The following is a 23,879-nucleotide window of genomic DNA, read 5'->3' as shown; positions in this document are numbered from 1 at the left end:
AGTAAGCGATACCTTATTTCATAATAAGTAATGCAGCTAATAAATACCATTCCTCCCTGAATATTGACTTCTCGGAGTTTATTATCCACAATGGCATTCTTTTTCAAAATGTAACTAACGATATTTGAATCCAGTAAATAATTCACGGTTTTATTTTCCTGCTACTGCTGCATCAAAAATCGCTATTTCTTCTGGTGTTAAATCGTTTAATGTCCCAGCAACAGCATCCAATACAAGAATTTTATCAATTCTTCTAGTTAAATCATGTTCTTTAATTTCTCTCATTGCTTCTGGGGAAAATCTGCTAAATAATTTTATCAACATTTCAGTCATTTCATGTTGATCTAATTTCACCATGTAGAAGCTACTACCCCGAAATAGTTTATCTACAACATGAGAAATAATTTTAAACGATCGTTCTTATTTATGACCTTCATAATGGGGATGAAGGGATAATAAGCCGTAGATTGGGAATATCCAAAAAGTCTTTGATGTTGTGAGTAACTAGCGGTAAATCGTAGCGTAAAGCCGTTGCAGCAATCCAAGCATCTTGTGGAGATATTGGTCGTCCTGTGCTTTGTCGCTTGGCACGAATATACGCCCATTCTCGACAAAGTGATTGATCAACTGGAATAATCAAGTAGTTAGATAGGTATTGTTCTAGTTGTGTTAAACGACTATCTCCCCATTGACGCAAAATTGCCCACTGAAACAGTTCAGCTACGGTCATGAATGACATTGCTAATTGTTGACCAGTTACATAAGGTAAGTAAGGGTCGGCATAATTACTACCTTTGAAGATGAAAGAAGCGATATCAGTATCAATGAGGTAAAAACTCATGGTGTTTGGTTAGATCACTTCTTGGCGTTGTTGTCGTAGGAAAATGAGAAAATCTTCGATGGAGTCTTCTTCAGGCCAAAAGTCAGCAGCAAGATGTTTGAGGTTATCTACGGTGATAGGGGTCTGTGTAGTAAGGAGTTCCTTGATCGTGGTATCTTGCCAAAACTGATGACTGAGATTTTTAAGATCGGTTTGAGAGTTTGAGGATGAATTACTTTGGGTAAATATTTGCAACAGTTGTTGACGTTCTGTAGATGATAGCTGTTGGATAGCAGCGATCGCATTTTCGAGTTGTGGAGTCATAGTAAGGTTTTTTAGTTATCTCATTCTATTTTATTTAAACTTAGGCACGATCGCACCCCAACATCCCCAAACGCGATCGCTCACAACCCCAATTTTAAAGGCTCTCCCAACATCCCCAAACAGCGAACTGCTTGCAGCAGCGCTTCGCTATCGCACACAACCACCCTAATTTTCGGCGATCGCACTAACCCTCAATAGGCAATAAAATAATAGGGATATGTACCAGAAAATTCTGAAAATCATTGTCAGTGGAGAGGATGCTGTAGCTGCGACGATGAGCAACTGCACAAATCAAAAAATCAGTATTTGAACCCTGAATGCCCTTACTCCGGCAGGTATTAAAAAACTTGGCGGCAAGTTCGTAGTCTTCAGCCATGAGTTCTAAATCAGGGAAAGCTCGGAGGCAATCTCGCAGACGGGTAAACTGTTCAAAATTGCGGATTCCAGAAAGAATTTCTTGACGAATCGCGCCTAGTAAGGCAACTTGGTCATTAGTGATTAAATTCTGCAATATTGTGACTGCTGGGGAAGAATCAGATGGTGTTTTCCGACGTAGAGCCAATGACCAAACAGAAGTATCAACAATAATGCTCATGCTTGATGACGTTGCTGCTTATAGTTATAGCCTTCGTCATACTCGATAGTCCCAAAGAGGTCTAATACTTTGAGCCGCTTACGACGTTGAATATATTCGCGCAGTGCTGTTTCTACTAAAGAATCAATGTTCACCTGATTGTCAAGTGCCAACGCCTCATTTAGTAAGGCTTCGTTGATGTTGAGAGATGTAGTCACAATCAATTCTGATCCTAAAAATGACTAAATAAATGGTAGCGCACTCTGGGTGATTGATTTCATTCATAGTGCAATTCCTGCGGAGCGCTTCGCTATCGCACCCCAACATCCCCAAACAGCGAACTGCTTGCAGCAGCGCTTCGCTAACGCAGATGGAATTACAGATTTAATTGTTACTTTCCATTAACGATAATTTACGTTTATTTTCCATACATTCACGCAAATAAAGATTAATCAAATTCAAATAAGAAATACCTGTTTCTTGAGCTATTGCTTCAAAATATTGAATAACATCCTTTTCTAAATCAATTGTAACTTGTTCTTTTAATTGTTTAGAATAGGGATTTTTAACAGATGTAGAAAAATCATAATTTTCTCTCATAGGAACTCCTGATATTGTTTTTGTTCTAGTTTATTTGCTTTCCTTGCTGAAATAATCCGAATTATTGTATCATTTTCTCGATAACAATGACAAACAACTAAAAGACGATAATAAACACTGATTCCTAATAAAATAAATCTATCTTCATCTTGAGAATGATCGGGATCATAAATTAAACGAGCATTATCATCAATAAAGGCAGATTTTGCTTCTTCAAAAGAAATTCCATGTTTTTGAATATTACTCTCGGCTTTTTGTGAATCCCAAGTAAATCCTAACTTATTCATTATTATACTAAATTTAAACTTTCTATTCCTAAAATTTACATTATGATTATGCCACAAGTTACGGGATTATTAAGGCGATCGCACTAGGTCTGGGTATACGCGATCGCTCACAACCCCAATTTTAACCCCCAAACAGCGATCGCACACAACCCCCCTAATTTTAAAAGATCGCACCCAACATTCCCAAACAGCGATCGCACACAACCCCTAATTTTAAACGATCGCACTCCCAACTTATTCCTAAACAGCGATCGCTCACAACCACCTCAATTTTAAACTATCGCACCCCAACATCCCAAACAGCGATCGCACACAACCCCAATTTTAAACTATCGCACCCCAACATCCCAAACAGCGATCGCACACAACCCTAACTTTAAAAAATCGTACCCCACATCCCCAAACAGCGATCGCACACAACCCCCTAATTTTAAGCAATCGCTCTCCCAACATCCCCAAACAGCGATCGCACACAACCACCCTAATTTTAAACGATCGCACCCCAACATCCCCAAACAGCGATTCCTACGGAGCGCTTCGCTATCGCTCACAACCCCCTAATTTTAAGCGATCGCCATTGACGGTGCCTAAGCCTTAAAGTTAATTTTCAAAGTCCCCAGTAAACGGGAGTCTCGATCGTAGTTACTGCCCTTTATAACAAAACCAAATGATTCTCCCTTATTGATTTGGATAGTTGACTTACCTTGACCTTCTCTTTGAGAACCTTCTAAGAGGGTCACATATTTTCTCCCATCCGAACCATCAGCGAAGACGCTAACTTGAACAAAAGGTCTGAACCAAGCATGAAATCCAGAATAGTTCCAATCAAACTCCATATCTCCCGTCTTAGAAGAGATTGTATAATAAGTCCATGTTTGCCGAGTCCAAACACTTCGGCCACTTAATGAGTAGTCACAGGTGATTGAATCTGTACTTTCATCTGGTTTTACAGAAGTAGTTCCAGGTCCTTGAATAACCCAATTTAAACTTTTAATTGGAATAATTGAAGCAACGCTTTCAGTTTTCGTTTTCAAGTCCTGAATTATCTGCCGAATGGCTTCTTCTACTTCTTCTACAGTCTTGAATTTACTTCGACTGGAGCTGGTGATATTCAGTATAATTAACGCACTATCCGCTTCCTCTTTTATTGCAGATTTTAAGCTGTCGAGATCTGATTTTGCTAGATCCTGCAACAAAGCATCTGGGACATCTGGATATTTTGTCTTTAAGTCTTTTATTTTCTCTTCTATTTCGGCTTCCTTTTTGCTTAACTTATTGCCAGATTGAATCAATATATTCAAGCTGTTGTGATCATCTATCTGGACATTTAGTGTTGCTAGAATTTGATTCAATTGATTACTAACAGAGGAAATAAACTCATCCCGAATTTTATCCAATCCCTCACTCTTACGAGCTTCGCTCTGCTTGCTCTTATCCAATGCGATCTGCTTGAATTTTTTGTAATTGTTGTATGAGTTCTCTAGGCTGATGATCACACTTGTATCTGCATTCTCTACAGCAGTTACCCGAAATTTATTGATCATGGCAGTATAAGCACCATCGATCCCACCTCCTCGGATACCATCATACTCTGGTCCACTTAGTACGTTTTGAACCGTGTTCTCATACTCGCCCAAAATTGTATAATAGCCCTTCTTCAAAGCAGACTTAGTATCCTCACTGCTTATATCAATAGCGAAAAATTCTGCAAGAGAATTAAGTGCTGCCTCATCAGGAGAACCACTGAGAGCATGATCATAAATCGGGTTTTCTTTGTTATATCGATTTAGCATCTCACGTAAGTCAGCCATTGCTTTATCATGAGCCTGCACTTTCATAACGACGGTATAAATATTCATACCGAACGAACCAATCGTCATAAGTTTAGTGACACCTTTGTACATCACTTTTCCTACTGTTTTAGCACGACTTTTAAGACTTTTATTGGCTGTTATATCAGCGATCCGTAGTTTCCTCACATCTTCTGGATCAATTCCTTCAAAGATATCTGCCTGGGCATTCCTCCGTTTTCTTTCAGGTAGCTCTTCATTTGCCTGCTTACGCTTTTTATATTGATCATATCCAAAAGACACAGCCCGAAATCCTAGCCCTCCACTCAACAAAGCTATTGATAGGTAATTAGGACCAAGCTGTTCTTTAATTGCTTCTAGTTTCTTTTTGTCAACATCACTAGTTACAGCTTTTGCCCCTATTGTCTCAAACCATGAATATGTTGTAGGAACAGTCTTCATTAGCAATTGTTTAAGATCGTCCAACTTTTTAGCTTGTTTCATTACCAACTCTTGTTTGTCCCCATAATCTATGAAGATTTCCTTCAGTGAATTGATACCACCACTGAGGTTGGTAATATCCAAGTTTGCCTCTGCAACTTGGGTCATCTTTTCATCATATATTTTCCCTGCAGCAGAAACCTCTCGACTTAAATCACGCACAGCAGGATCGTAGTCTTCTCCCATAATTGCCCGTGCGATTTCATCGCCGAGTAGGGCAGTATCCATTACCGTATCTGTAATTTCTAGGATAGTAAAGACACCCTTAGCCCCCTTTATTAATTTTGCTGTTTTGGAACCTGCTGAAGCTGCTTTTAGTAGTCCAACGAATGACATGGTTTTACTCCTTGATTTATGACTTGTTGTGTTGATTAACTTATCGAATACTACGAATGAATGAGAATGAAGAATCTAACTTTTGAAACTAATTTTCAAATCCCCCAAGAGACGAGAATCGCGATCGTAGTTACTGCCCTTGATAACAAAACCAAATGATTCTCCTTGTTTGATTTGGATGGATGACTTACCTTGACCTTCTCTTTGCGAACCTTCCAAAAGCGTCACATATTTCCTGCCATCTGAACTATCTACGAAAACGCTGATCTGTAAAAAAGGTTTGTACCAAGCATGAAACCCTGAGTAATTCCAATCAAATTCCAAAGAACCTGTCTTGGCAGCGGTGGCATAATAAGTCCAAGTTTGCCTCGTCCAGACACTTTGACCGCTCAGTGAATAGCTACAAGTAATTGAGTCCATACTGATATCTGGTTTGATAGCAGTAGTTCCCGGACCTTGGATTTCCCAATTCAAACTTTTTATCTGAGCATGAACCGACGGTACAGTTGCTTCTGATATCCAATCAAGACCTTTGACCTGATCAACGTCGGCGATAATTGACTTTGCTTCATCCTCGGATATCTCTGGATCAATGCTAGAGATCAACCTCACCCGATCTTCATAAGCTTGCCCCTTTGTAAACTGAGCTACTTTTATTGCTTTCTCACGGATGCTTGCAAACGAGACTAGTCGCTCTCTTGCTTTTTCTAGCTGCCGTTTTGTCGTTTCTACCCAACTATTCCAAGATCCTTCAGTTTGTACTGGATCAACACTATTCAAGAGTTCATATATCCTGAGACGTATTTGTCGTATTTCTCGCCGTAGGGACGTTATATCTCGATTGGCTTCAGCAATGCCATCATTGAGTTCCCTGAGATTCTGCTCTAGAGTGTCTTTTTTAGCTTCGAGTTCGACAACAGATAGACCAATATCAAGCCCAATTGAGGCTACAGACAGTACAACAGATGCTTTGCCTGCTAGCTTGCCAATCTTGAGGAATTTTGAAGCTTTGCCGGCCTTTGAACCTACCGACGCAACTTTTGAAGCTTTTAAGGCAGAGGAAGCTTTAGTAATACTGCTGAGTCCTGCAAGTCCTGCTGTGACTCCTGCAGCAACGTTCACTCCCATTCCAGATAAGACAATCTGCTTGCTGACTTCATCCCATTTTGTAACGGATGCATTGACTTTTTTTAGGACAACCTGTGGAATATCCAAGATGTCAGCCCACTTCTGCCAATCCGGTATGTTTGTAGCTTGCTCAAGTAGCTTCTGCGCCTCTAAACTCATTTGTGCGAGCATATTAGCCTGGTTTAACATTTCCTCAAGATCAGTTGCCTTCCGATCTCGTTCCAGTTCGACCCGTTGTCCCTCCTGATATAGAGTGGTGACGATATCGAACTTAGTACGAGCCTCTTTCTCCATGTCTTTCAAAAAACCATAGTGGTTTTTCTCTATTGCATCAGCAGGACTTAGAATCCCAGCATCTGACATCTCCTTCTTGGCAGCTTCCATTTCCTCATTAAACTGAAACCCTGTGGCTACGTTACCGAGATCGATAGCTGTATCAGTCACAATCCTTGTTGCGGATGTTCCAACATCCTTTAATCCTTCAGCAAAATCATCCCAAAAACCCATTTTTGTAATCTCCTTGTCTTGTAGAAAGTTGATAAGACAATTGGACAAACTAACACAGACAAAAACCAGCCGGCTAACAGCTTAATTTTGTTACAAATGTATAGATCGCTCCCAACTCAAAACCAAAATATCACAATACTGTCAGCACTAACGTTTTGTTACATAACAGCATAGCTATGTAAACAAAATTTAAACCCAGGTGAGAAAACCTGCATTCTTTGTTAAGATTCATGAATAAATATGTTGTTTTCTATATCATTTTGTGTCAGATATAGGATAAAACCCCCACAGAATCGGAGTTTTCTGCTAAAAAACTCTTATTGCCGAAGATAATTGAAGTTACAAACGGCCATATCAACCGTGATGAACTCCACAAGAACACGCCTGAAAGGAGCTTATTTGAATGTTTACCCAAGTCAAGTCCACTATTAGGCATATTGCACCTGACAATTTACGGGGACGTAAGTTAATCAAGGTTGTCTATGTCGTCCTTGAATCTCAATACCAGAGTTCGTTATCGCAAGCAGTCCGGGAAATTAACGCTAATCATCCCAGCGTAGCGATAGAAATTAGTGGATACATGATTGAAGAACTGCGCGGAACAGAAAACTTTGCCGAATTTCAACGCGATATAGCAAGCGCTAATATATTCATTGCTTCTCTAATTTTTATTGAAGACTTAGCACAAAAAGTAGTTGCCGCAGTTGAACCCCATCGTGATAACCTAGATGTATCGGTTGTCTTCCCCTCCATGCCCGAAGTTATGCGCCTCAATAAAATGGGTAGCTTCTCTTTGGCGCAGTTAGGACAATCTAAGGGCGTTATCGCCAACTTCATGAAGAAGCGCAAAGAAAAATCTGGCGCTGGTTTCCAAGACGGAATGTTGAAGTTGTTGCGGACACTCCCCCAAGTGCTGAAATTCCTCCCCATGGAAAAAGCACAAGACGCGAGAAACTTCATGCTCAGTTTTCAGTATTGGCTAGGTGGTTCAGCGGAAAACCTAGAAAACTTCTTGCTGATGCTGGCTGATAAATACGTATTGAAAGGCGCGGAAAAAGAAAGCTTTGCTGCTGCTAAGTATGAAGCACCAGTTGTTTATCCTGACATGGGAATTTGGCATCCTTTAGCGCCGACTATGTTTGAGGATGTGCGGGAATATCTGAACTGGTATGCTGTCCGCAGGGACATTTCCAGAAACCTCAAAGACCCCCTTGCACCATGTGTAGGTTTGGTTTTACAAAGAACTCACCTAGTAACCGGCGATGATGCCCATTATGTGGCAATTGTCCAGGAATTAGAATCATTAGGGGCAAAAGTTCTACCTGTGTTTGCTGGTGGTTTGGATTTCTCTAAACCAATAGAAGCTTACTTCTATGAACCCACAACTAAATTACAATTAGTAGATGCAGTAGTTTCCTTAACTGGTTTCGCTTTGGTGGGTGGACCCGCGAGACAAGACCATCCAAAAGCTATTGAAGCATTAAAACGCCTCAACCGTCCCTACATGGTTGCCTTACCTTTGGTCTTCCAGACTACGGAAGAATGGCTAGATAGCGATTTGGGGTTACATCCCATTCAAGTGGCTTTACAGATTGCTATCCCTGAACTAGACGGGGCAATTGAGCCTATTATCCTATCTGGTAAAGATGGGGCAACGGGGAAAGCGATCGCCTTACAAGACCGAGTAGAAATAGTTGCCCAACGCGCCTTAAAATGGGCAACTCTGCGCCGCAAACCTAAATTAATCAAAAAAGTCGCTATCACCGTTTTCAGCTTCCCTCCCGACAAAGGTAACGTGGGAACAGCCGCATATTTAGATGTATTCGGTTCTATCCATGAAGTCCTGAAAGGACTGAGAAACAACGGTTACGACGTGCAGGACATTCCCGAAACTCCCCAAGAGTTGCTAGAACAAGTCATCCACGACGCACAAGCACAATACAACAGTCCTGAACTCAACATTGCTTACAAAATGTCTGTGCCAGAATATGAAGCACTGACACCCTACTCCCAACGCTTAGAAGAGAACTGGGGACCACCTCCCGGAAACCTCAACAGCGACGGACAAAATCTGTTGATTTACGGGAAACAATTTGGTAATGTATTTATTGGAGTCCAGCCAACATTTGGTTATGAAGGCGACCCCATGCGGTTGTTATTCTCCCGTTCCGCAAGTCCCCATCACGGTTTTGCAGCTTACTACACCTACCTAGAACGGATTTGGGGCGCTGATGCTGTGTTACACTTTGGGACACATGGCTCATTGGAATTTATGCCCGGTAAGCAAATGGGAATGTCTGGTGATTGTTACCCAGATCAACTAATTGGCTCAATTCCTAACCTGTATTATTACGCAGCTAATAACCCCAGTGAAGCCACAATTGCCAAACGTCGCAGTTATGCAGAAACAATTTCTTACCTAACACCACCGGCGGAAAATGCTGGTTTATACAAAGGTTTGAAGGAACTCAGCGAGTTAATTGCTTCTTACCAAACTTTGAAAGACACTGGACGGGGCGTTTCCATTGTCAATTCCATCATGGATAAATGCCGCATTGTCAACTTAGACAAGGATATTGAGTTACCAGAAACCGATTCTAAGGATATGTCCTCGGAAGAACGGGATAACATTGTTGGTAGCGTTTATCGGCGGTTGATGGAGATTGAATCGCGCTTGTTACCTTGTGGACTGCACGTGATTGGTAAACCTCCTAGTGCCGAAGAAGCGATCGCAACTTTAGTCAATATTGCTAGTTTAGACCGACAAGAGGAAGAAATTCAAGGTTTACCCGGAATTATTGCTAGAAGTCTGGGACGCACCATTGAGGATATCTACAGAAACAACGATGCCGGCATTTTGGCAGATGTGCAACTATTACAAGATATCACCCTCGCTACCCGTGCGGCTGTCACGGCATTAGTTCAAGAACAAATTGACGCAGAAGGTCGAGTTATCGCGGTTTCCAAGTTGAATTTCTTGTACATGGGTAGAAAAGAACCTTGGTTAGAATCACTGCATCAATCAGGTTACACCAAAGTTGATACCTCTGCGTTAAAACCCCTGTTTGAATATTTGGAATTCTGCTTAAAACAAGTTTGTGCAGATAACGAACTGGGTGGACTTCTCCAAGGTTTAGCCGGTGAATATATTCTCCCTGGTCCCGGTGGAGATCCTATCCGTAATCCTGACGTATTACCCACAGGTAAAAATATTCACGCTTTAGATCCCCAATCTATCCCCACTTCTGCCGCAGTTCAATCTGCGAAAATCGTCGTGGATAGGTTGTTGGAACGGAACAGGTCAGAAAATGAAGGAAACTGGCCAGAAACCATCGCCTGTGTCCTCTGGGGTACAGATAACATCAAAACCTACGGTGAATCCCTCGCCCAAATTATGTGGATGATTGGTGTGCGTCCAGTTCCCGATGCTTTGGGACGGGTGAACAAGTTGGAATTGATACCTTTAGAAGAGTTGGGTCGTCCCAGAATTGACGTTGTAATTAACTGTTCTGGTGTATTCCGCGACTTATTCATTAACCAAATGAACTTGCTAGACCAAGGTGTGAAAATGGCTGCGGAAGCTGATGAACCTTTGGAAATGAACTTTGTCCGCAAGCACGCTTTGAAACAAGCTGAGGACATGGGCATAAATCTGCGTCAAGCTGCAACTCGCGTTTTCTCTAATGCTTCCGGTTCTTATTCTTCTAATATTAACCTTGCGGTGGAGAATAGCACTTGGGATAGTGAAGCTGAGTTACAGGAAATGTATTTGAAGCGCAAATCTTTCTCTTTCAATTCTGATAATCCTGGGGTTATGGATGAGTCAAGAGAGATTTTTGAAACTACTTTGAAAACTGCTGATGCAACTTTCCAGAATCTCGATTCTTCGGAAATCAGTTTAACAGATGTTTCCCATTATTTTGACTCTGATCCGACTAAGTTAGTAGCAAGTCTGCGTGCAGATGGCAAGAAACCAGCATCTTATATTGCAGATACAACTACTGCGAATGCACAGGTGAGAAGTTTATCAGAAACTGTGCGTTTAGATGCGCGGACTAAGTTGTTAAATCCCAAATGGTATGAGGGGATGTTATCTCACGGTTACGAAGGTGTGCGGGAACTTTCTAAACGGTTGGTAAATACCACTGGTTGGAGTGCGACTGCTGGCGCTGTGGATAACTGGGTTTATGAGGACACGAACGAGACTTTCATCAAAGATGAGGAAATGCAAAAGCGTCTCATGAATCTCAATCCTCATTCTTTCCGCAAGATTGTTTCTACTTTGTTGGAAATGAATGGACGCGGTTATTGGGAGACTAGCGAGGAGAATTTAGACCGGTTACGTGAGTTGTATCAGGAGGTGGAAAACCGGATTGAGGGAATTGAGTAAAATCTATCACTCAGACTTAAAAAATTATCACTAATAGAAAGGAGCTTAGATAGCTCCTTTTTTTTATAAAAAATTATACTACATAAACTTATAGTGTGCAAAACTCCATTAATAATGTATAGACTTTCTCTGCTGAGTATTTAAAGATGTTGATGTGGAAAAAATAAAAGACGAAATTGAATACCGTTTTGGAAAAGCAATTCGGAGAAGACGGCGAGAACTAGATTTGTCGCAAGAACAGCTTGCTGAAAAAGCTGGTCTTCATCGTAACTATATTTCGGGGATTGAATCAGGTACTCGTAACCCTTCCTTAAAAAATATAGAAAAGTTGGCTAAAGCGTTAGGTATTTCTATTTCTGATCTTTTCTCAGAATATAATATTGAAAATAATGAATAGTATTATTGAGCAAGTAAAAACAATTATTGATGAAGAGTTGAAAGCAATTGATATCAGTAAGGAAAAGAGTAAATCTGATAAAAATGTTAAGAAAAAGCAGTTTAACCTTGCTTCACTTTCTACTAAAGTTTTGCCTGTTTTACGACAAGACAGTCAAATATTATCAAAATGTCTAGAACTTTCTCGACTGTTAACAGAAAAACAGGTAACCACGAGTTTAACTGACATTTTTAGATTTTCTTTTTTTGTTCAACTTGTCTGGAAGAAAGGAGGTTCAGCTAATTATGCCACACGTTGGTCTGAGCATTTCAATCTTCCAGACCCTAGACATAATATATATAAGGATTGTATAGATATTTTTATTAAAATATTAAGCGATTTTGTGACTGTTTTATCTACCGATGATAATAAAGTAAATTTTATTCATTTGCGACAAAAGAGAAGTAAGTTTTATTGGATTGATTACCAGCAAAAAAATATCAATAATAGTAGCATTCATGATGCTAAAAACATAAATATTATTAGTTTTGATAATCCATCAATTCTAAAAATCCTTAAATTAGAAAAATTCTTATTAACCAAAACTAAAAATTCACAATACTATAAATTATTTCAAAAGATTTACAATAAGGTAAGAACTAAAGCTTATTTGACAGATCGAGGTCAAACTGGGGGTTATCAAACTAATCGTGAATTAAGATGGGAAGCGCATCCAGACTCTATAGAGTTTGCTTTTGTAAGAGATTGTCAAGAAATAGAGTACAAATTAATTACACAAATTTTAGAATTTAAAGGATTTCCGGTAGATATTATTCAGAGTCTTGAAAAAGAAAAAATAATTGAACAAGGGGAAATTATTCCCGAATCTTGTAAATGTCCTATAAAAATGGAATATTTTTCATTTACCGATTTTCAGTATGAATTATTGAATTGTACTCATGGTGAATCTAAGTTTCAAGTAGGTCATATAGTTCCCAGAAAAGCTAAAGGGTTAATTGATATGCAAATACAACGTGGAGAAAATATTTGCTGGATTAGTTCAGAAGGTAATGAAATTCAGCAAAATCGCTCAGTGGATGAAACTAGAGAGTTATTAAAAAAGATTTTTAATAACTATCAAGATAATGGTCTTTTATAAAAATTAAACTTCACTCTTTTAACTAACTAATTCAACACAGGCTTGTCTGGCTAATTCTCGTGCTTCAATTCTATCATCTATGGATCTTTTTACTATTTGTGTAATTTTTTCCTTTAATTCACAGTCTTTAGGAATAGGTAAAATAATTTCACCTAGTCTATCACCCAATGAATCAATAATATCTTGAGTGAATCTTTTAGCCTTGATCTGCATAATTACAGGTTCGGAACTTAAAGCTGCTATTAATAAATATGCAGATAATTTAGAATTATCTTTTATTCTCAATTTATAAATGTGACTTTGAAATACTATTCTCTTATCATATTTCGTAATATAAGCACAGTGTCCTACTAAATATGTTCCGTCTCTCACCATGAGAATATCACCTTCTCTGACATCTTGTTTAGCAGCAAGAGAACGATAAATTTCTTCACTTAAACAATGTTTAGGATTTCTTTTTATTTCCCAGTTAGAAATATCTGAAGTTCTTACAAATGGAATATCACCAGTTCCATAATTTTCTTTACCTACTTCATCACCTGTTGTCACATCTAGTAAACCCTGAGAGATTAATTCAGATATGGGAATCAAATCATGGGTATTATGCAATCTTTGCAATTCATTAATTATTTCTGGGTTATAATAACGAGGGGCAAGAATATAATCTGTAATTTTACTAAATTCTACCTCGTACCCTAAACTAGAATTAACTAGGTTATTTTGTCTATATTTATGATAATTTAAGGCAATAGTTGGCAGATCGTCCCTACTATTTTTCCGTCCTCTGCTATCATGTCCACATAATTTAGCATCAGCCATAAAAATATTATTCTTCTGCTGTATATTTGCTTCTTTTTTCTTATGTAAGACTAATAAACAAGTTTTTGTATGAGTACCACTTTTTCCTGAAACCTTAAATAATTCTTCTGGCATTCCTATAACCGCTTTGATATCTGCTTTTTCTTCAATATAATTAATAACATAGCGATAAGTTTTACTAGAAATTAGACTTTCTGGAACTACTATACCTAAACGTCCTCCAGGTTTAACTAAAGAAAGACATCTTTCAATAAATAATACTTGTGGAGGTACAGAGGATTGCAGTTCATTGGATTTAATAAAATTATCTGATTTTTTATCTAAATGCCATTTATAACCTAATTCAAAAGTTCTTTGAGTGTTACTAGAAGCGGCAACAATTCGAGTGCCAAAAGGTGGATTTGCTAAAACAATATCAAAAGTACCAAGTTTATCCTGTAATGATTTATCTACATCCCAAGCCAAAGAATCACTACAAAATATATTAGCTGATGTTTTAGTAAATAATGATAATCTAGCTGAGGCAAGCCGAACTAAATAATTATCTTTATCTATACCAAAAACATATTGATTTACCTCTTCAGATGTAATTCCTAAATTAATAAGATGACGTGCTGCTGAGTTTAAAAAACCTCCAGCACCACAAGCAGGATCTATAATTGTTTCACCGGGTTGTGGATTAATTAATTCAACTAATAAATCAATAGCATTTTGAGGGGTAAAAAACTGTCCTTCTTTTCCCTTAACAATAGAGCTAGTAAAAACTTCATAAGCATCTCCAAAAGGATCATAACTCCATTGATGAATATCAAGTATTTCTAATTTTTGATCAATAAATTCTAAACTATTTTTATCTAGCTGTAATTTATCTTGAGAATTAAATAAGTTAGGTAATAAAATCTGAATTTCGCTAAAAGTTTTTTGATATTGTTGTTGAATGCTTAATCTAGTATCGGGGTTAATTACTATATTTTGGTGTTTTTTTAGATAAATCTTGCAAAATAAACACTTAATAACTTCCTCTAGTAAAGTTTCATCACGGGTAGCACCTATCATTTGGCCTGCTAAATAGTTACGGATTTGGTGTAGTGCATCTTTGTAATCTAATACCAGAGAAAGTTGTGCAACATTTTGATGAGTTTGTTTAACTTTCTGTTTCATACAATTTAAGTTTTTATTTTTGACGTTTTTCCAGCATAGCACCTTTCTTTCACCTTCTTGATACACGAAGGAGTTTGTATGATAGTCATCGCTGTTTGGGAATGTGGGGATGCGATAGCGAAGCGCTCCGTAGGAATCGCTTTTTGAGGATGTTGGGAGTGAGATCGCTGCATTTAATTAAATTATTAAGTTATTTAAAACCAAAACCGTTAATCCTGGTAAAGAAGGTAAACGAATATCATTTGTCAAGAAAAAAGACGCACCCCCATAAATAGCAGTGGCCATTTGAATAGCATCTAAAGAATGCAAATTATATACTGCTCTTAATTGTGCTGCTATTTCCGCTATATCTGGAGAAAGTTCTATAACCTTTAAAATTTCCTCATCCTCAAAGAGGATGTCACGATACTGTTGAGATAATATTATATCTCCACGTCGCAAAGGATAAACTAATACTTCCAATAAAGTTACAACAGATGTAATTACCTTAAATTCACGATTATTTAATGCTCTGAAAAACAGCCTTACCCTTTCTATATATTCAGGATTTTGCTCAATAAAGTAAATCAGTGGTGCAGTGTCTAAAGCAACCGTTTGACCCTGTAACTGTTCTATCCATTGCATTTTCCACGTTCCTGATTAACATATTCTTGAGCATCAATACCTTGCCAAATTTCCTTACCTAAACCCTCTAAATCTAGGATACTACGCTTTTTTGATTTATCTATAACACGATTACGAACCACTGAGATTAATTCACCTACTAATTTAAGTTGTTCTTCAGCACTTAAATTTTTAGCTTGTTGTAACAATTCTTGATAATTAGACATACATTTTTTGCTTATTTTATAGTTATAGTTTTTACCCGAATTGAACTATACATAATAGTACCACTGATTATATCATAATTTTATATCGCTTTTGGGGTATGGGAGTGCGATAGCGAAGCGCTCCGTAGGAATCGCGTTTGGGAATGTGGGGTGCGATCGCTATTGAGTGTCAAATTTTATAATTCATCTCCCAATAAATCCTGTATATTTTCCAATCTCTGCTGAGAACCATGACGAACACGATGAATATATACAACTCCTTCCTCTTCCTCAATGTTTTGAACTGTAAATAAAATCAAAAATTGTTTTTGGTGAAGAAGTTGTCGAACGTCAATTCCCATATACTTACTTTCTATAGCTAAAGAACAACGTTGGGGGAAATTTTCCAACGTCAGCATAATTTCATAACATCCCCGCACCCAACGAAAAGCTCTTTCCTGTGAATCCTCTTTTATCCACAGGAAAATACTCTCAATATCAGCAATAGCACTAGGTGAAATCTCAATCCGGTATGCCATATTTTTCCTTAAATTCTGCAAATGCTTGATTTAAGGGCATACCCTCACCTTGTTCAAACTCATTTATACTTTGACGGATCTTAGCAACAGATTCCAGTAATTCCAGTCTATCAATAAGTTTTTGATAACTTTCAGCATCTTGAACCACAGCAGCAGCCTTACCATTCACAGTCAGCACAATGGGAGATTGAGTTTCTTTTAACTTATCCAGAAACATCTTTGCTCCGCGCTGAAATTCTGATAAGGGGTGAATATCGCTTAGGCTAAACATCATAATTTCAATAAATTATTTGATAATTTCATGTTAATTGTATGAAAATATTTTGTCAAGGGAAGATATAGCTGTTTTGGGAGGTGTGAGAGTGCGATAGAGTAAGCGATCCGTAGGAATCGCTGTTTGGGATGTAGGGAGTGCGATAGCGAAGCGCTGACCAAAGGTATCGCTGTTTTGGGGGTGTATGGGGTGCGATCGCTGTTTGGGATGTGGGAGTGCGATAGCGAAGCGCTCCGTAGGAATCGCTTTTGGGATGTTGGGAATGCGATCGCTTTTGGAAGATGTGAGGATGTGCGATAGCGAAGCGCTGCTGCAAGCAGTTCGCTGTTGGGGGTTTGGAAGGTGCGATCGCTTTTAGGGATGTGGAGGGTGCGATAGCGAAGCGCGACCTAGTAGTCTGTCAAAGACATTTTGACGGATAATGACTTTTGTTCTTCCCTCCCCTGCTCCCCTGCTCCCCTGCTTGCCTTCACCCGTCATTTTTGGATTGACGAACTACTAGGAATCGCTTCCTGGTACTGTAATTGGTAGTGATAGCTACGTAGTAATAAAATTAGGCACTAAATAGATAAACGCTAATCAAGTACCAGCCATCAAGAGTTTTTTTGTACCTGCGGTGTAGCGAGTTTTCCAAAGTAAATTACATAAATACTGCGGAAGTAAAACTTCCGTGTAAACCATAGGGAATATGATGTTTGAGATGTAGTTGTGCGATCGCCCCTTTTTCCAAATTTACAGCATCTAGAATTACCACATCTGAACGATGATGTTCTGCATCATAAACTAACGCTATTAACCACCCATCATCTTCTGTCTGGGAATTTGGACGAGGAATAAAAATTGGTTCACCGATAAAACCTCGTGGTGCAGCACTCCATAATTGTCTTTGTTGTGACTCTAAATCAAGCCTGAGAATTGCTTGGAGGGGTGCATTTCCAGTTGATTGATGAGCCGCCGCCATGTATAGATAACGATAATATCTACCGACATTCTGAGGGTGAATTGAGGGAAATTCACAAGCCCGATCATCTATTAAATGATTTTGGACTGTATTGGTTTGTAAATTGAGATTAAATCGCCAAAGTTGCCCAGGAGAATTGGCATCAAAATCTGTTTCTCGATAATCGCTATTGGGTTCAACTTCTGTTAATGATTCATAGCAAATAGAATCAATGATGATTTCATCACCACATTCAAAAGCATTAACATGATGAAAAATAAAACCTGCCTGAGTTTCTAAAACTTTGATTTTTTTAGTTGGGTTTTGGCGAGGAATAATGATAATTTTTGTAGGTTGATTTTTTTGGACTTTAATACATTGGGCAGCGCTAGATATTCCTAAAGCAAAAGGTATGGGGTTAAAACTAACAGGATTTTGGAAGAAAATACAGTAATTTTCGGTAATTACAAAATCATGAATGAAGCAAAAACCAGCAACGCTATGATTTTGTTTATGGGTAATTTCTCCGTCGGTGTTTAACTCAAATATTTTAATTGTGGTTGATGGTCCTGGTGTAATAGCAAAATTAACTAATGTACCATTTGCATCAATTCGTGGGTGGGCGCTAAAGGCTTCACCTTTAGATAAAACACCGTTAAAGTATTCATTTCCTACTGTTTCTAGAGTGTGCGGATTAAGTAAATAAGGTTCGGATGCTTCCCATAGTGCTAATAGTTTGTTACCCCAATAAATTACATTAGTATTAGCAATATGTTTAATTTTGAAATCGAAAATATTAGCTAACCAACCGCCCGGTTTTTGTGTACCAAAAACACCACGATAAAGAATTTTACCCGCTTTTTTTTCTGCTAAATAACCTGACGTTTTCACAAATTGGTTACGAAAATGGGCGCGGCCATTGGTAAAGGTAATGCGACTAATCATCCCATCTCCATCAAAGGGATGATGTAATTTTTGCCCATTAATATCGAATAAACCGGGTCCATTTCTAAATAATGTCCCTTGTAATTCTGGCGGTATTTCCCCTTCTATATCATCAATCCAGTAATCAAATTCCTGGTTAAGAGATTCATATCCTCCTTGCCAATCTTTGAGAGTGTAGGATTTTTGGAGATTTTGCTGATCTTGAGGTTCTAATATTTGCATTTTTTGTTGACTATGGTAAAATTTTTCAAGAAATTAGGGATGTAAATATAGACATAAATCTAATTGGTTTCGATATTTTTATCTATTAACTAATTACATCATTATCAATTCTAGCATCTGGTAGCAATTTAATAAAAAATATAGGTATCAGAGAAGCACAGTTAGTGAGAATAATTAATAACCACAGGGAATCAAATTGATATTCTGTGATTCCTAACCATTTCATCATGATTGATCCTAATGCGTAGGAAACTGTTCCTGCTACATTAAATACAGACATGATTAACGCAAAAAATGTGGCTTCTATGCCGGGAGGACAAAGCTTTGTTGATAATACTAATATGGGCATGAATACAATTTGCCCAATCACAGTAATAATCAAACTATCACCTAAGCTAAACCAATGATCATCTATGCCTAAAAGTCTGTTGGTGTGAGTTACTAATAATAAATTCGTCATTCCTAAAGCTGTGGATAGGAAAATCCCCGAAGTAATCATTGTTCTAAAGGGAATGTTTTTAAAGTAACGCTGAAAAGCCCAAACCCCAATGAGGGAAGCAAAACTCGTCACTAACCTGATTCTTCCTAAAAATTCTGGCTGAAAGTGGAGTTCATTAGTTGTGAAATAGAAGAATGCTGATTCGGTTTTTGGTGTAGCGTGCCAAATAAATATAAATAATGTGGGCAACCAAATTGTTTTTTGAGTAATTGCTTGGCGGATTTTTAATAGTTGAGTTTTTGTGTTATTGCTTTTTTTGTGATCTTTATTAATAGGTTTTTCAGCAATTAACCAAGCTACAGATGAAATAATTAAAGGAAATAATGCTGTTATTAAAAATACTGTGCGGGTGGTAAAATATTCTAAAAGTAACCCACTAAAGTAAGCTGTACATAAAGCACCAATGGCGGAACTACCCCAACAAAGAGATTGTAAAGAACCTATTTTTGCTTCTGATTCGTTTCTGGCTCTTTCAACTACAATGGAATCAACTATCACATCACTAATAGCCACAGAGAGAGAAGAAAGTACAATCATCATTGTGGCTGTTGTGCTAGTATGAACCACTGTTCCTAAACATAACCAAGCTGCACAGCCTAGAATTCCTGATATAACTATGTAAGGTTTTCTATGATAACCAAATAAGGGTAAACTATCGGAAATAAACCCATATAATGGCTTAATCATCCAAGGTATAGTACAGATTCCCATAATTGTTGACATCTGCACTGGACCTAATAGTAATTCATCTTTGAGAAAAAAGCTCACAGCTAAACGCGATAATGTCAGTATACCTTGAACAAAATAGATGGTAAGAATTGCGATTAACTCAGCACTAGGTTCGTTACCTAAGAGGATTTTTTGGGTTAGTAAGTCTTTAAATTTGGGTAAGGGAGGGGAGTCATTTAGCATTTGGATAAATAATGATTAAGTTTTATTTACTTTTATATCATATATCCTTAAAGAGGGGATAAGTTTTTATTAATTATGAATAAATATCCATTAGCTTTAATGGTGACAGCAGTACCTTCTTAGGTACAAACTTGATTTGCTAAAACCAGATGAGAATGCTTTTATTGATACAGATTTATGTCAGGAATTGTATTTAGTCGAGCGATAGCGAAGCGCTGCTGCAAGCAGTTCGCTTTTTGTGATAAACTTGTAAATCGAATCAGAAAATACTTTTGGTCAACAGTAGGTATTCTCACTACCTTTGCATATATATCTGGCTCTTCATCGCATATATCTGTATCTGTTAATAATTTGAATTTAATATTACTTAATCTTTCCAACGGATATTGAGAATAAAGTTTTGCACCATGTTCCGACAGTCCCACCAATGCACCAGGGAATAATTCTCCGTCTATATGCTTACCTTGCAAAATCATATATTCAATTAATAATTCCTCACTCAAACTCACCATACTTTCTACTTCTGTGGGTAAAAATAACTGATATTTCCCACCAATACCACCAACTTCATAAAGATTAATCGGGTGTTTTATTCCTTTTGCTTCTACTTGTAATTCGCTATCAATTCGCAAATCAATATTCGCATCTTGATAAGTATGTTCAGAAATAAAAATCTGTCCCCCCACAGTATAAGACTCAATTCGCGCTGCTAAATTTACATGACTACCAATAACAGTATATTCTGCCCGTTTTTGAGAGCCAATATTACCAGCAACTACTTCACCTGTATTTATGCCAATTCCCATTTCTAGAATTGGTAAATTTATTTCTTGATTTTTTTCATTCACTTGTTTCATTGCTAATTGCATAGCCATAGCACAAGCAATTGCTCTTTGGGAATCATCTTCTCGACTAATTGGCGCACCAAACATCACCAAAATTCCATCACCCATAAAATCATTAATTGTCCCTTTATAATGATGAATAATATCAGTCATAGATTCTAAATAAAGATTGAGAATTTTGACCACATCTTCTGGACTAAATTCCTCAGAAATAGCCGAAAACCCTCTTAAATCAGAAACTAAAATTGTTACCTTTCTGCGTTCTCCCCCTAGTTTCAAACCAGCAGGATTTTCTAATAAACTATTAACTACTTCTTCTTCCAAATAGCGTCCAAAAGTCTTTTGCATATTTGCCGCGCTACCAGCCACATATTGAGTAATAAAAATTGCTGAACCTCCTAATGTTAAAAATGGTGGAACTAGAGGAATCCACCAGCCAAATAAAAACAAGAGAAAGCAACCACCAATTAAAATAATCCCCATGAATATAACACCAACTGTCACCAGTTGATTACTATGGCGTAGTCGCCAACTCAAAGTAGCACCAATAGTTGACCAAACAAATATCCAGATATATTCCCAAGGTTCAGACCAAGACCTAATTAATGGACGATTATCTAATGCTGTACTGAGGATTTGACTAATTAAATTTGCATGAATCACCACACCGGGCATTCGTTGTGGACTAGCAAAGATTTTATTAGTATAAGGAGTGTAAAAGAGGTCTTTTAAACTTCCTGCGCTAGAACCAATTAACACCACCTTTCCTCGCATTAAATCTGGAGAAATCCGATTTTCTAAAATTTCTGTTAAAGAAACATGGGAAAATTTTTCTATATTTCCGCGATAATTTAAAATAATTTGATAACTGCCATCTATTGCTCTAATATAACCACCATCATTACCGATAAATCGAGGAAAAATACTTTTACCTAATTGTAAATAATCTGGATTATTTTTGGCAGCTTCTTCGGTAATTCCCTCTGCTTTTAAATATAATAATGCTAGTTTTAAGGATAAGCTTTCTAAAAAATCACCGTTTTCTGAATATAGATACAGTAATCCTCTTCGCACTTTTCCATCATCATCTCTAGGTAAATCGTTACCGCCAACTTGTAGCTTTTTCTTCAAAATTAATGGTGGTTTAATTGGTGAATTATCCTCATTTTTGAAGACTTTTTCAATACCAATCAAATTAGGCGTAGATGAAAATATCTTGATTAGTTCTTCATGTCCAGGATTCACCTGTAAATTGCGATAAATATCTAAACCAATTGCTCTAGGTTTTTGCAGTTTAATTTTTGTTAATACTTGAGCTAGTACAGCATCAGAAATAGGCCATTGTTGTTGTTTTTCAATGTCTGTTTCATTGATTTCTACAATCACTATTCTGCTATCAACTGGTTCTTGGGGACGGAGGAGAAAAAATTGATCTAAAGCGGTGAATTCAATAAATTGTAGTAACCCTGTGAACCTCAATAAAGTGACAAGGAATGTAGCATTAGCAATCGCAATTAATATTCCTCGCCATTGCCAGATTTTTTTTGTCAGCTTTTGCCGCATACTATTTATTATTAACTAGACAAGAATTGATTAATTTTTGAGAAATAATATCCTTTAATCCTGCTGATTCTAAAAATTGTCGCCATTTGATCTTGACGGCTAAATTATTTGGTTGAATACAGCGTTGTTGGATGATAGAATTTAGTCCTTCATACCAAATTCCGGCTTCTCCATAAACATTGGATAGATTACGGGAATCAGAATTTTTCAGATTTTGGATGAGGGAAGTATCTGCTTCTATTCTTTCTACCCAAGCACTCATGCGAATATTGGCACTAGAGTCTTCAGGATCACAAATTACATTGACAGACCATTTGTAAGTTTGATTAATTTCTAGTGGGGGGGCATTTTGAGGAAGGGTAAAACTCATAATTCCCGCTGCATTCCGTATGGGCAGCTTAGTTTTATACAGGGGTTCAGTTTCACCATCAGCAAATATGGTAAAATTGAGAGATTTCGCTATAGAATCAGGCATATTCCAGAAAAAGGTGGGATGTTTAGCTACGGTTAATCCCACGAGGTTGAGTGGAGTTAAAGGTATTAGTAACTCTTTTTTTGTTAAACAAGATTTTCCGCGAGTAGCACCACCATCTGTTACCGGATTACGTTTATTATCTACGCGAGGCTTAAATTTTTGACTAATTTGCTCTCGTTTTAGATTTGGGTAAGATTGAGCTTTTACGAACCCTATCTGGGAAGATAGAGTTAAGAAAAAAGTCAGAAAGTATAGAGATTTAGACATCAATTTCATTGTTAAATATCCTCTTGGTTTAATTATTTAGTATTTTTGTGATTAGTAAGGCAGAAAATGTCAAAATCAGTCGTTATCAATGCTTGACCTTTATTGATATTACCATTTATTACTTTATTGAGGTGATAGCATTACCTAAAATTGGGTATGAAAAGTTTGTGATTTTTCAGAAATAAGATAAAGTTTTGTAACAAAAAATGTAGAATATGATACAGACATTAACAATCCCATAATCAATTTTGCTGAGTTGGTAATGATAAATTTGTTATCCTAAAAGGACGAATTTCTTGTTAACCGTGTTCCCAGTATAAATAGTTATACATAAAATATATCAATTGACAATTTCTTCAAGGATGTGACTGAAAATTAGTTTTTTGTAAAGTAATATTACAAACCTTGGAAATATATTGAGAAATTGTTCTTAAGGCAAACATAGATTTAAGGTAGAAGATATAGAATAAAATTGAGGTTCGGTTTAAAATGAACAAAAATAATATTCAAAACTATCGGTTTGTCTGTACCTTAACTTTTGGTGATATTTACGGTCAAATTATTGCCTGGTTAATTACGATTACCATTAGCTTGGCTTCAGCTTTAGCACTGATGGGCGCAAAAAGACCAGTATACGCTTTAGCTACAGTGGGTCTTGTTGTTCTCTTATCTCTACCTTTTTTACTTTTTGCCTTTGTGACGACGTTATTAAATAATATTGAACTCAATGCTGTAGAACCAAGCACAAAGACAGAATCAATCGTAACTGTTCACACTCCCCCACTAAAAAGGAATTAGGAAGTAACAGGGATAGGAG

At 37.4% G+C, this 23,879-nt stretch carries 24 protein-coding genes; 5 read left to right on the top strand and 19 right to left on the bottom strand.

Features of this window, described 5'->3' with window-relative positions; all coding sequences use genetic code 11:
* Window positions 1-150: 150 nt before the first annotated feature.
* From FJR05_RS24055 to FJR05_RS24010, 10 genes are all read right to left on the bottom strand, one after another.
* Entirely contained in the window at window positions 151-357 is a 207-nt protein-coding gene (locus FJR05_RS24055; RefSeq protein ID WP_371416938.1) for a hypothetical protein, read from the bottom strand.
* Window positions 358-433: 76 nt separating this feature from the next.
* A complete protein-coding gene (locus FJR05_RS24050) occupies window positions 434-841 on the bottom strand; it encodes a type II toxin-antitoxin system VapC family toxin (protein WP_168646441.1) in 408 nt (135 codons plus the stop codon).
* 9 nt (window positions 842-850) lie between these two features.
* On the bottom strand, window positions 851-1,144 hold the full coding sequence (locus FJR05_RS24045; RefSeq protein ID WP_168646440.1) for a hypothetical protein: 294 nt from the start codon (window positions 1,142-1,144) through the stop codon (window positions 851-853).
* A 184-nt stretch (window positions 1,145-1,328) separates the two neighbouring features.
* The gene (locus tag FJR05_RS24040; RefSeq protein WP_168646439.1) at window positions 1,329-1,739 is read right to left on the bottom strand and encodes a PIN domain-containing protein; all 411 of its coding nucleotides are present in this window, start codon (window positions 1,737-1,739) and stop codon (window positions 1,329-1,331) included.
* Entirely contained in the window at window positions 1,736-1,936 is a 201-nt protein-coding gene (locus FJR05_RS24035) for a type II toxin-antitoxin system VapB family antitoxin (protein ID WP_168632249.1), read from the bottom strand. Before FJR05_RS24035 ends, FJR05_RS24040 begins: the two co-directional genes overlap by 4 nt.
* 166 nt (window positions 1,937-2,102) lie before the next feature.
* Window positions 2,103-2,318 carry an antitoxin gene (locus tag FJR05_RS24030; protein WP_168646438.1) on the bottom strand — a complete coding sequence of 72 codons (216 nt, stop codon included), beginning with the start codon at window positions 2,316-2,318 and terminating at the stop codon, window positions 2,103-2,105.
* Entirely contained in the window at window positions 2,315-2,605 is a 291-nt protein-coding gene (locus FJR05_RS24025) for a BrnT family toxin (protein ID WP_168646437.1), read from the bottom strand. The genes FJR05_RS24030 and FJR05_RS24025 overlap by 4 nt, the downstream gene beginning before the upstream one ends.
* Before the next feature lie 329 nt (window positions 2,606-2,934).
* Window positions 2,935-3,156, bottom strand: coding sequence for a hypothetical protein (locus FJR05_RS24020; RefSeq protein WP_168646436.1), 222 nt, complete (start codon window positions 3,154-3,156; stop codon window positions 2,935-2,937).
* A 36-nt stretch (window positions 3,157-3,192) separates the two neighbouring features.
* Window positions 3,193-5,232: a hypothetical protein gene (locus FJR05_RS24015; protein ID WP_168646435.1), complete on the bottom strand. Its 2,040-nt coding sequence runs from the start codon at window positions 5,230-5,232 to the stop codon at window positions 3,193-3,195.
* Between the two features lie 75 nt (window positions 5,233-5,307).
* Window positions 5,308-6,867 carry a hypothetical protein gene (locus FJR05_RS24010; protein WP_168646434.1) on the bottom strand — a complete coding sequence of 520 codons (1,560 nt, stop codon included), beginning with the start codon at window positions 6,865-6,867 and terminating at the stop codon, window positions 5,308-5,310.
* Between the two features lie 403 nt (window positions 6,868-7,270).
* On the opposite strand from FJR05_RS24010, the gene FJR05_RS24005 reads away from it, so the two are divergent.
* The 3 genes from FJR05_RS24005 to FJR05_RS23995 all read left to right on the top strand — a co-directional run bounded on the left by FJR05_RS24005 (window position 7,271) and on the right by FJR05_RS23995 (window position 12,792).
* Window positions 7,271-11,257: a magnesium chelatase subunit H gene (locus tag FJR05_RS24005; RefSeq protein ID WP_168646433.1), complete on the top strand. Its 3,987-nt coding sequence runs from the start codon at window positions 7,271-7,273 to the stop codon at window positions 11,255-11,257.
* Window positions 11,258-11,411: 154 nt separating this feature from the next.
* Entirely contained in the window at window positions 11,412-11,654 is a 243-nt protein-coding gene (locus FJR05_RS24000) for a helix-turn-helix domain-containing protein (RefSeq protein ID WP_015078634.1), read from the top strand.
* Window positions 11,647-12,792 carry a hypothetical protein gene (locus tag FJR05_RS23995; protein ID WP_168646432.1) on the top strand — a complete coding sequence of 382 codons (1,146 nt, stop codon included), beginning with the start codon at window positions 11,647-11,649 and terminating at the stop codon, window positions 12,790-12,792. Before FJR05_RS24000 ends, FJR05_RS23995 begins: the two co-directional genes overlap by 8 nt.
* An 18-nt stretch (window positions 12,793-12,810) precedes the next feature.
* Here FJR05_RS23995 and FJR05_RS23990 read toward each other — a convergent pair whose 3' ends face one another.
* From FJR05_RS23990 to FJR05_RS23970, 5 genes are all read right to left on the bottom strand, one after another.
* Window positions 12,811-14,772, bottom strand: coding sequence for an N-6 DNA methylase (locus tag FJR05_RS23990; RefSeq protein WP_254447072.1), 1,962 nt, complete (start codon window positions 14,770-14,772; stop codon window positions 12,811-12,813).
* Between the two features lie 177 nt (window positions 14,773-14,949).
* Window positions 14,950-15,396: a PIN domain-containing protein gene (locus FJR05_RS23985; protein WP_168646431.1), complete on the bottom strand. Its 447-nt coding sequence runs from the start codon at window positions 15,394-15,396 to the stop codon at window positions 14,950-14,952.
* Window positions 15,384-15,602 carry a hypothetical protein gene (locus FJR05_RS23980; protein WP_168646430.1) on the bottom strand — a complete coding sequence of 73 codons (219 nt, stop codon included), beginning with the start codon at window positions 15,600-15,602 and terminating at the stop codon, window positions 15,384-15,386. Before FJR05_RS23980 ends, FJR05_RS23985 begins: the two co-directional genes overlap by 13 nt.
* A 176-nt stretch (window positions 15,603-15,778) precedes the next feature.
* On the bottom strand, window positions 15,779-16,120 hold the full coding sequence (locus FJR05_RS23975; protein ID WP_168646429.1) for a type II toxin-antitoxin system RelE/ParE family toxin: 342 nt from the start codon (window positions 16,118-16,120) through the stop codon (window positions 15,779-15,781).
* A complete protein-coding gene (locus FJR05_RS23970; protein ID WP_242031650.1) occupies window positions 16,104-16,394 on the bottom strand; it encodes a type II toxin-antitoxin system Phd/YefM family antitoxin in 291 nt (96 codons plus the stop codon). The genes FJR05_RS23975 and FJR05_RS23970 overlap by 17 nt, the downstream gene beginning before the upstream one ends.
* 184 nt (window positions 16,395-16,578) lie before the next feature.
* Between FJR05_RS23970 and FJR05_RS23965 the strand changes: the two genes are divergently transcribed.
* Window positions 16,579-16,752: a hypothetical protein gene (locus FJR05_RS23965; RefSeq protein WP_168646428.1), complete on the top strand. Its 174-nt coding sequence runs from the start codon at window positions 16,579-16,581 to the stop codon at window positions 16,750-16,752.
* A gap of 282 nt (window positions 16,753-17,034) precedes the next feature.
* Here the strand turns inward: FJR05_RS23965 and FJR05_RS23960 are convergent, their stop codons facing one another.
* From FJR05_RS23960 to FJR05_RS23945, 4 genes are all read right to left on the bottom strand, one after another.
* The gene (locus FJR05_RS23960; RefSeq protein WP_168646427.1) at window positions 17,035-18,501 is read right to left on the bottom strand and encodes a carotenoid oxygenase family protein; all 1,467 of its coding nucleotides are present in this window, start codon (window positions 18,499-18,501) and stop codon (window positions 17,035-17,037) included.
* An 85-nt stretch (window positions 18,502-18,586) separates the two neighbouring features.
* Window positions 18,587-19,912, bottom strand: coding sequence for a folate/biopterin family MFS transporter (locus tag FJR05_RS23955; RefSeq protein WP_168646426.1), 1,326 nt, complete (start codon window positions 19,910-19,912; stop codon window positions 18,587-18,589).
* Between the two features lie 161 nt (window positions 19,913-20,073).
* On the bottom strand, window positions 20,074-22,320 hold the full coding sequence (locus tag FJR05_RS23950; protein WP_168646425.1) for a CHASE2 domain-containing protein: 2,247 nt from the start codon (window positions 22,318-22,320) through the stop codon (window positions 20,074-20,076).
* A gap of 1 nt (window position 22,321) precedes the next feature.
* Window positions 22,322-23,071: a DUF928 domain-containing protein gene (locus tag FJR05_RS23945; RefSeq protein WP_168646424.1), complete on the bottom strand. Its 750-nt coding sequence runs from the start codon at window positions 23,069-23,071 to the stop codon at window positions 22,322-22,324.
* Window positions 23,072-23,551: 480 nt separating this feature from the next.
* Between FJR05_RS23945 and FJR05_RS23940 the strand changes: the two genes are divergently transcribed.
* Window positions 23,552-23,860, top strand: coding sequence for a hypothetical protein (locus FJR05_RS23940; RefSeq protein ID WP_168646423.1), 309 nt, complete (start codon window positions 23,552-23,554; stop codon window positions 23,858-23,860).
* The last annotated feature ends 19 nt before the right edge of the window (window positions 23,861-23,879 follow it).

It is taken from the genome of Dolichospermum sp. UHCC 0259, assembly GCF_009711935.1.
Classification (GTDB): domain Bacteria; phylum Cyanobacteriota; class Cyanobacteriia; order Cyanobacteriales; family Nostocaceae; genus Dolichospermum.
Note: the sequence above shows the minus strand (reverse complement) of the source record. Positions and strands in the feature narration are given on the sequence as shown.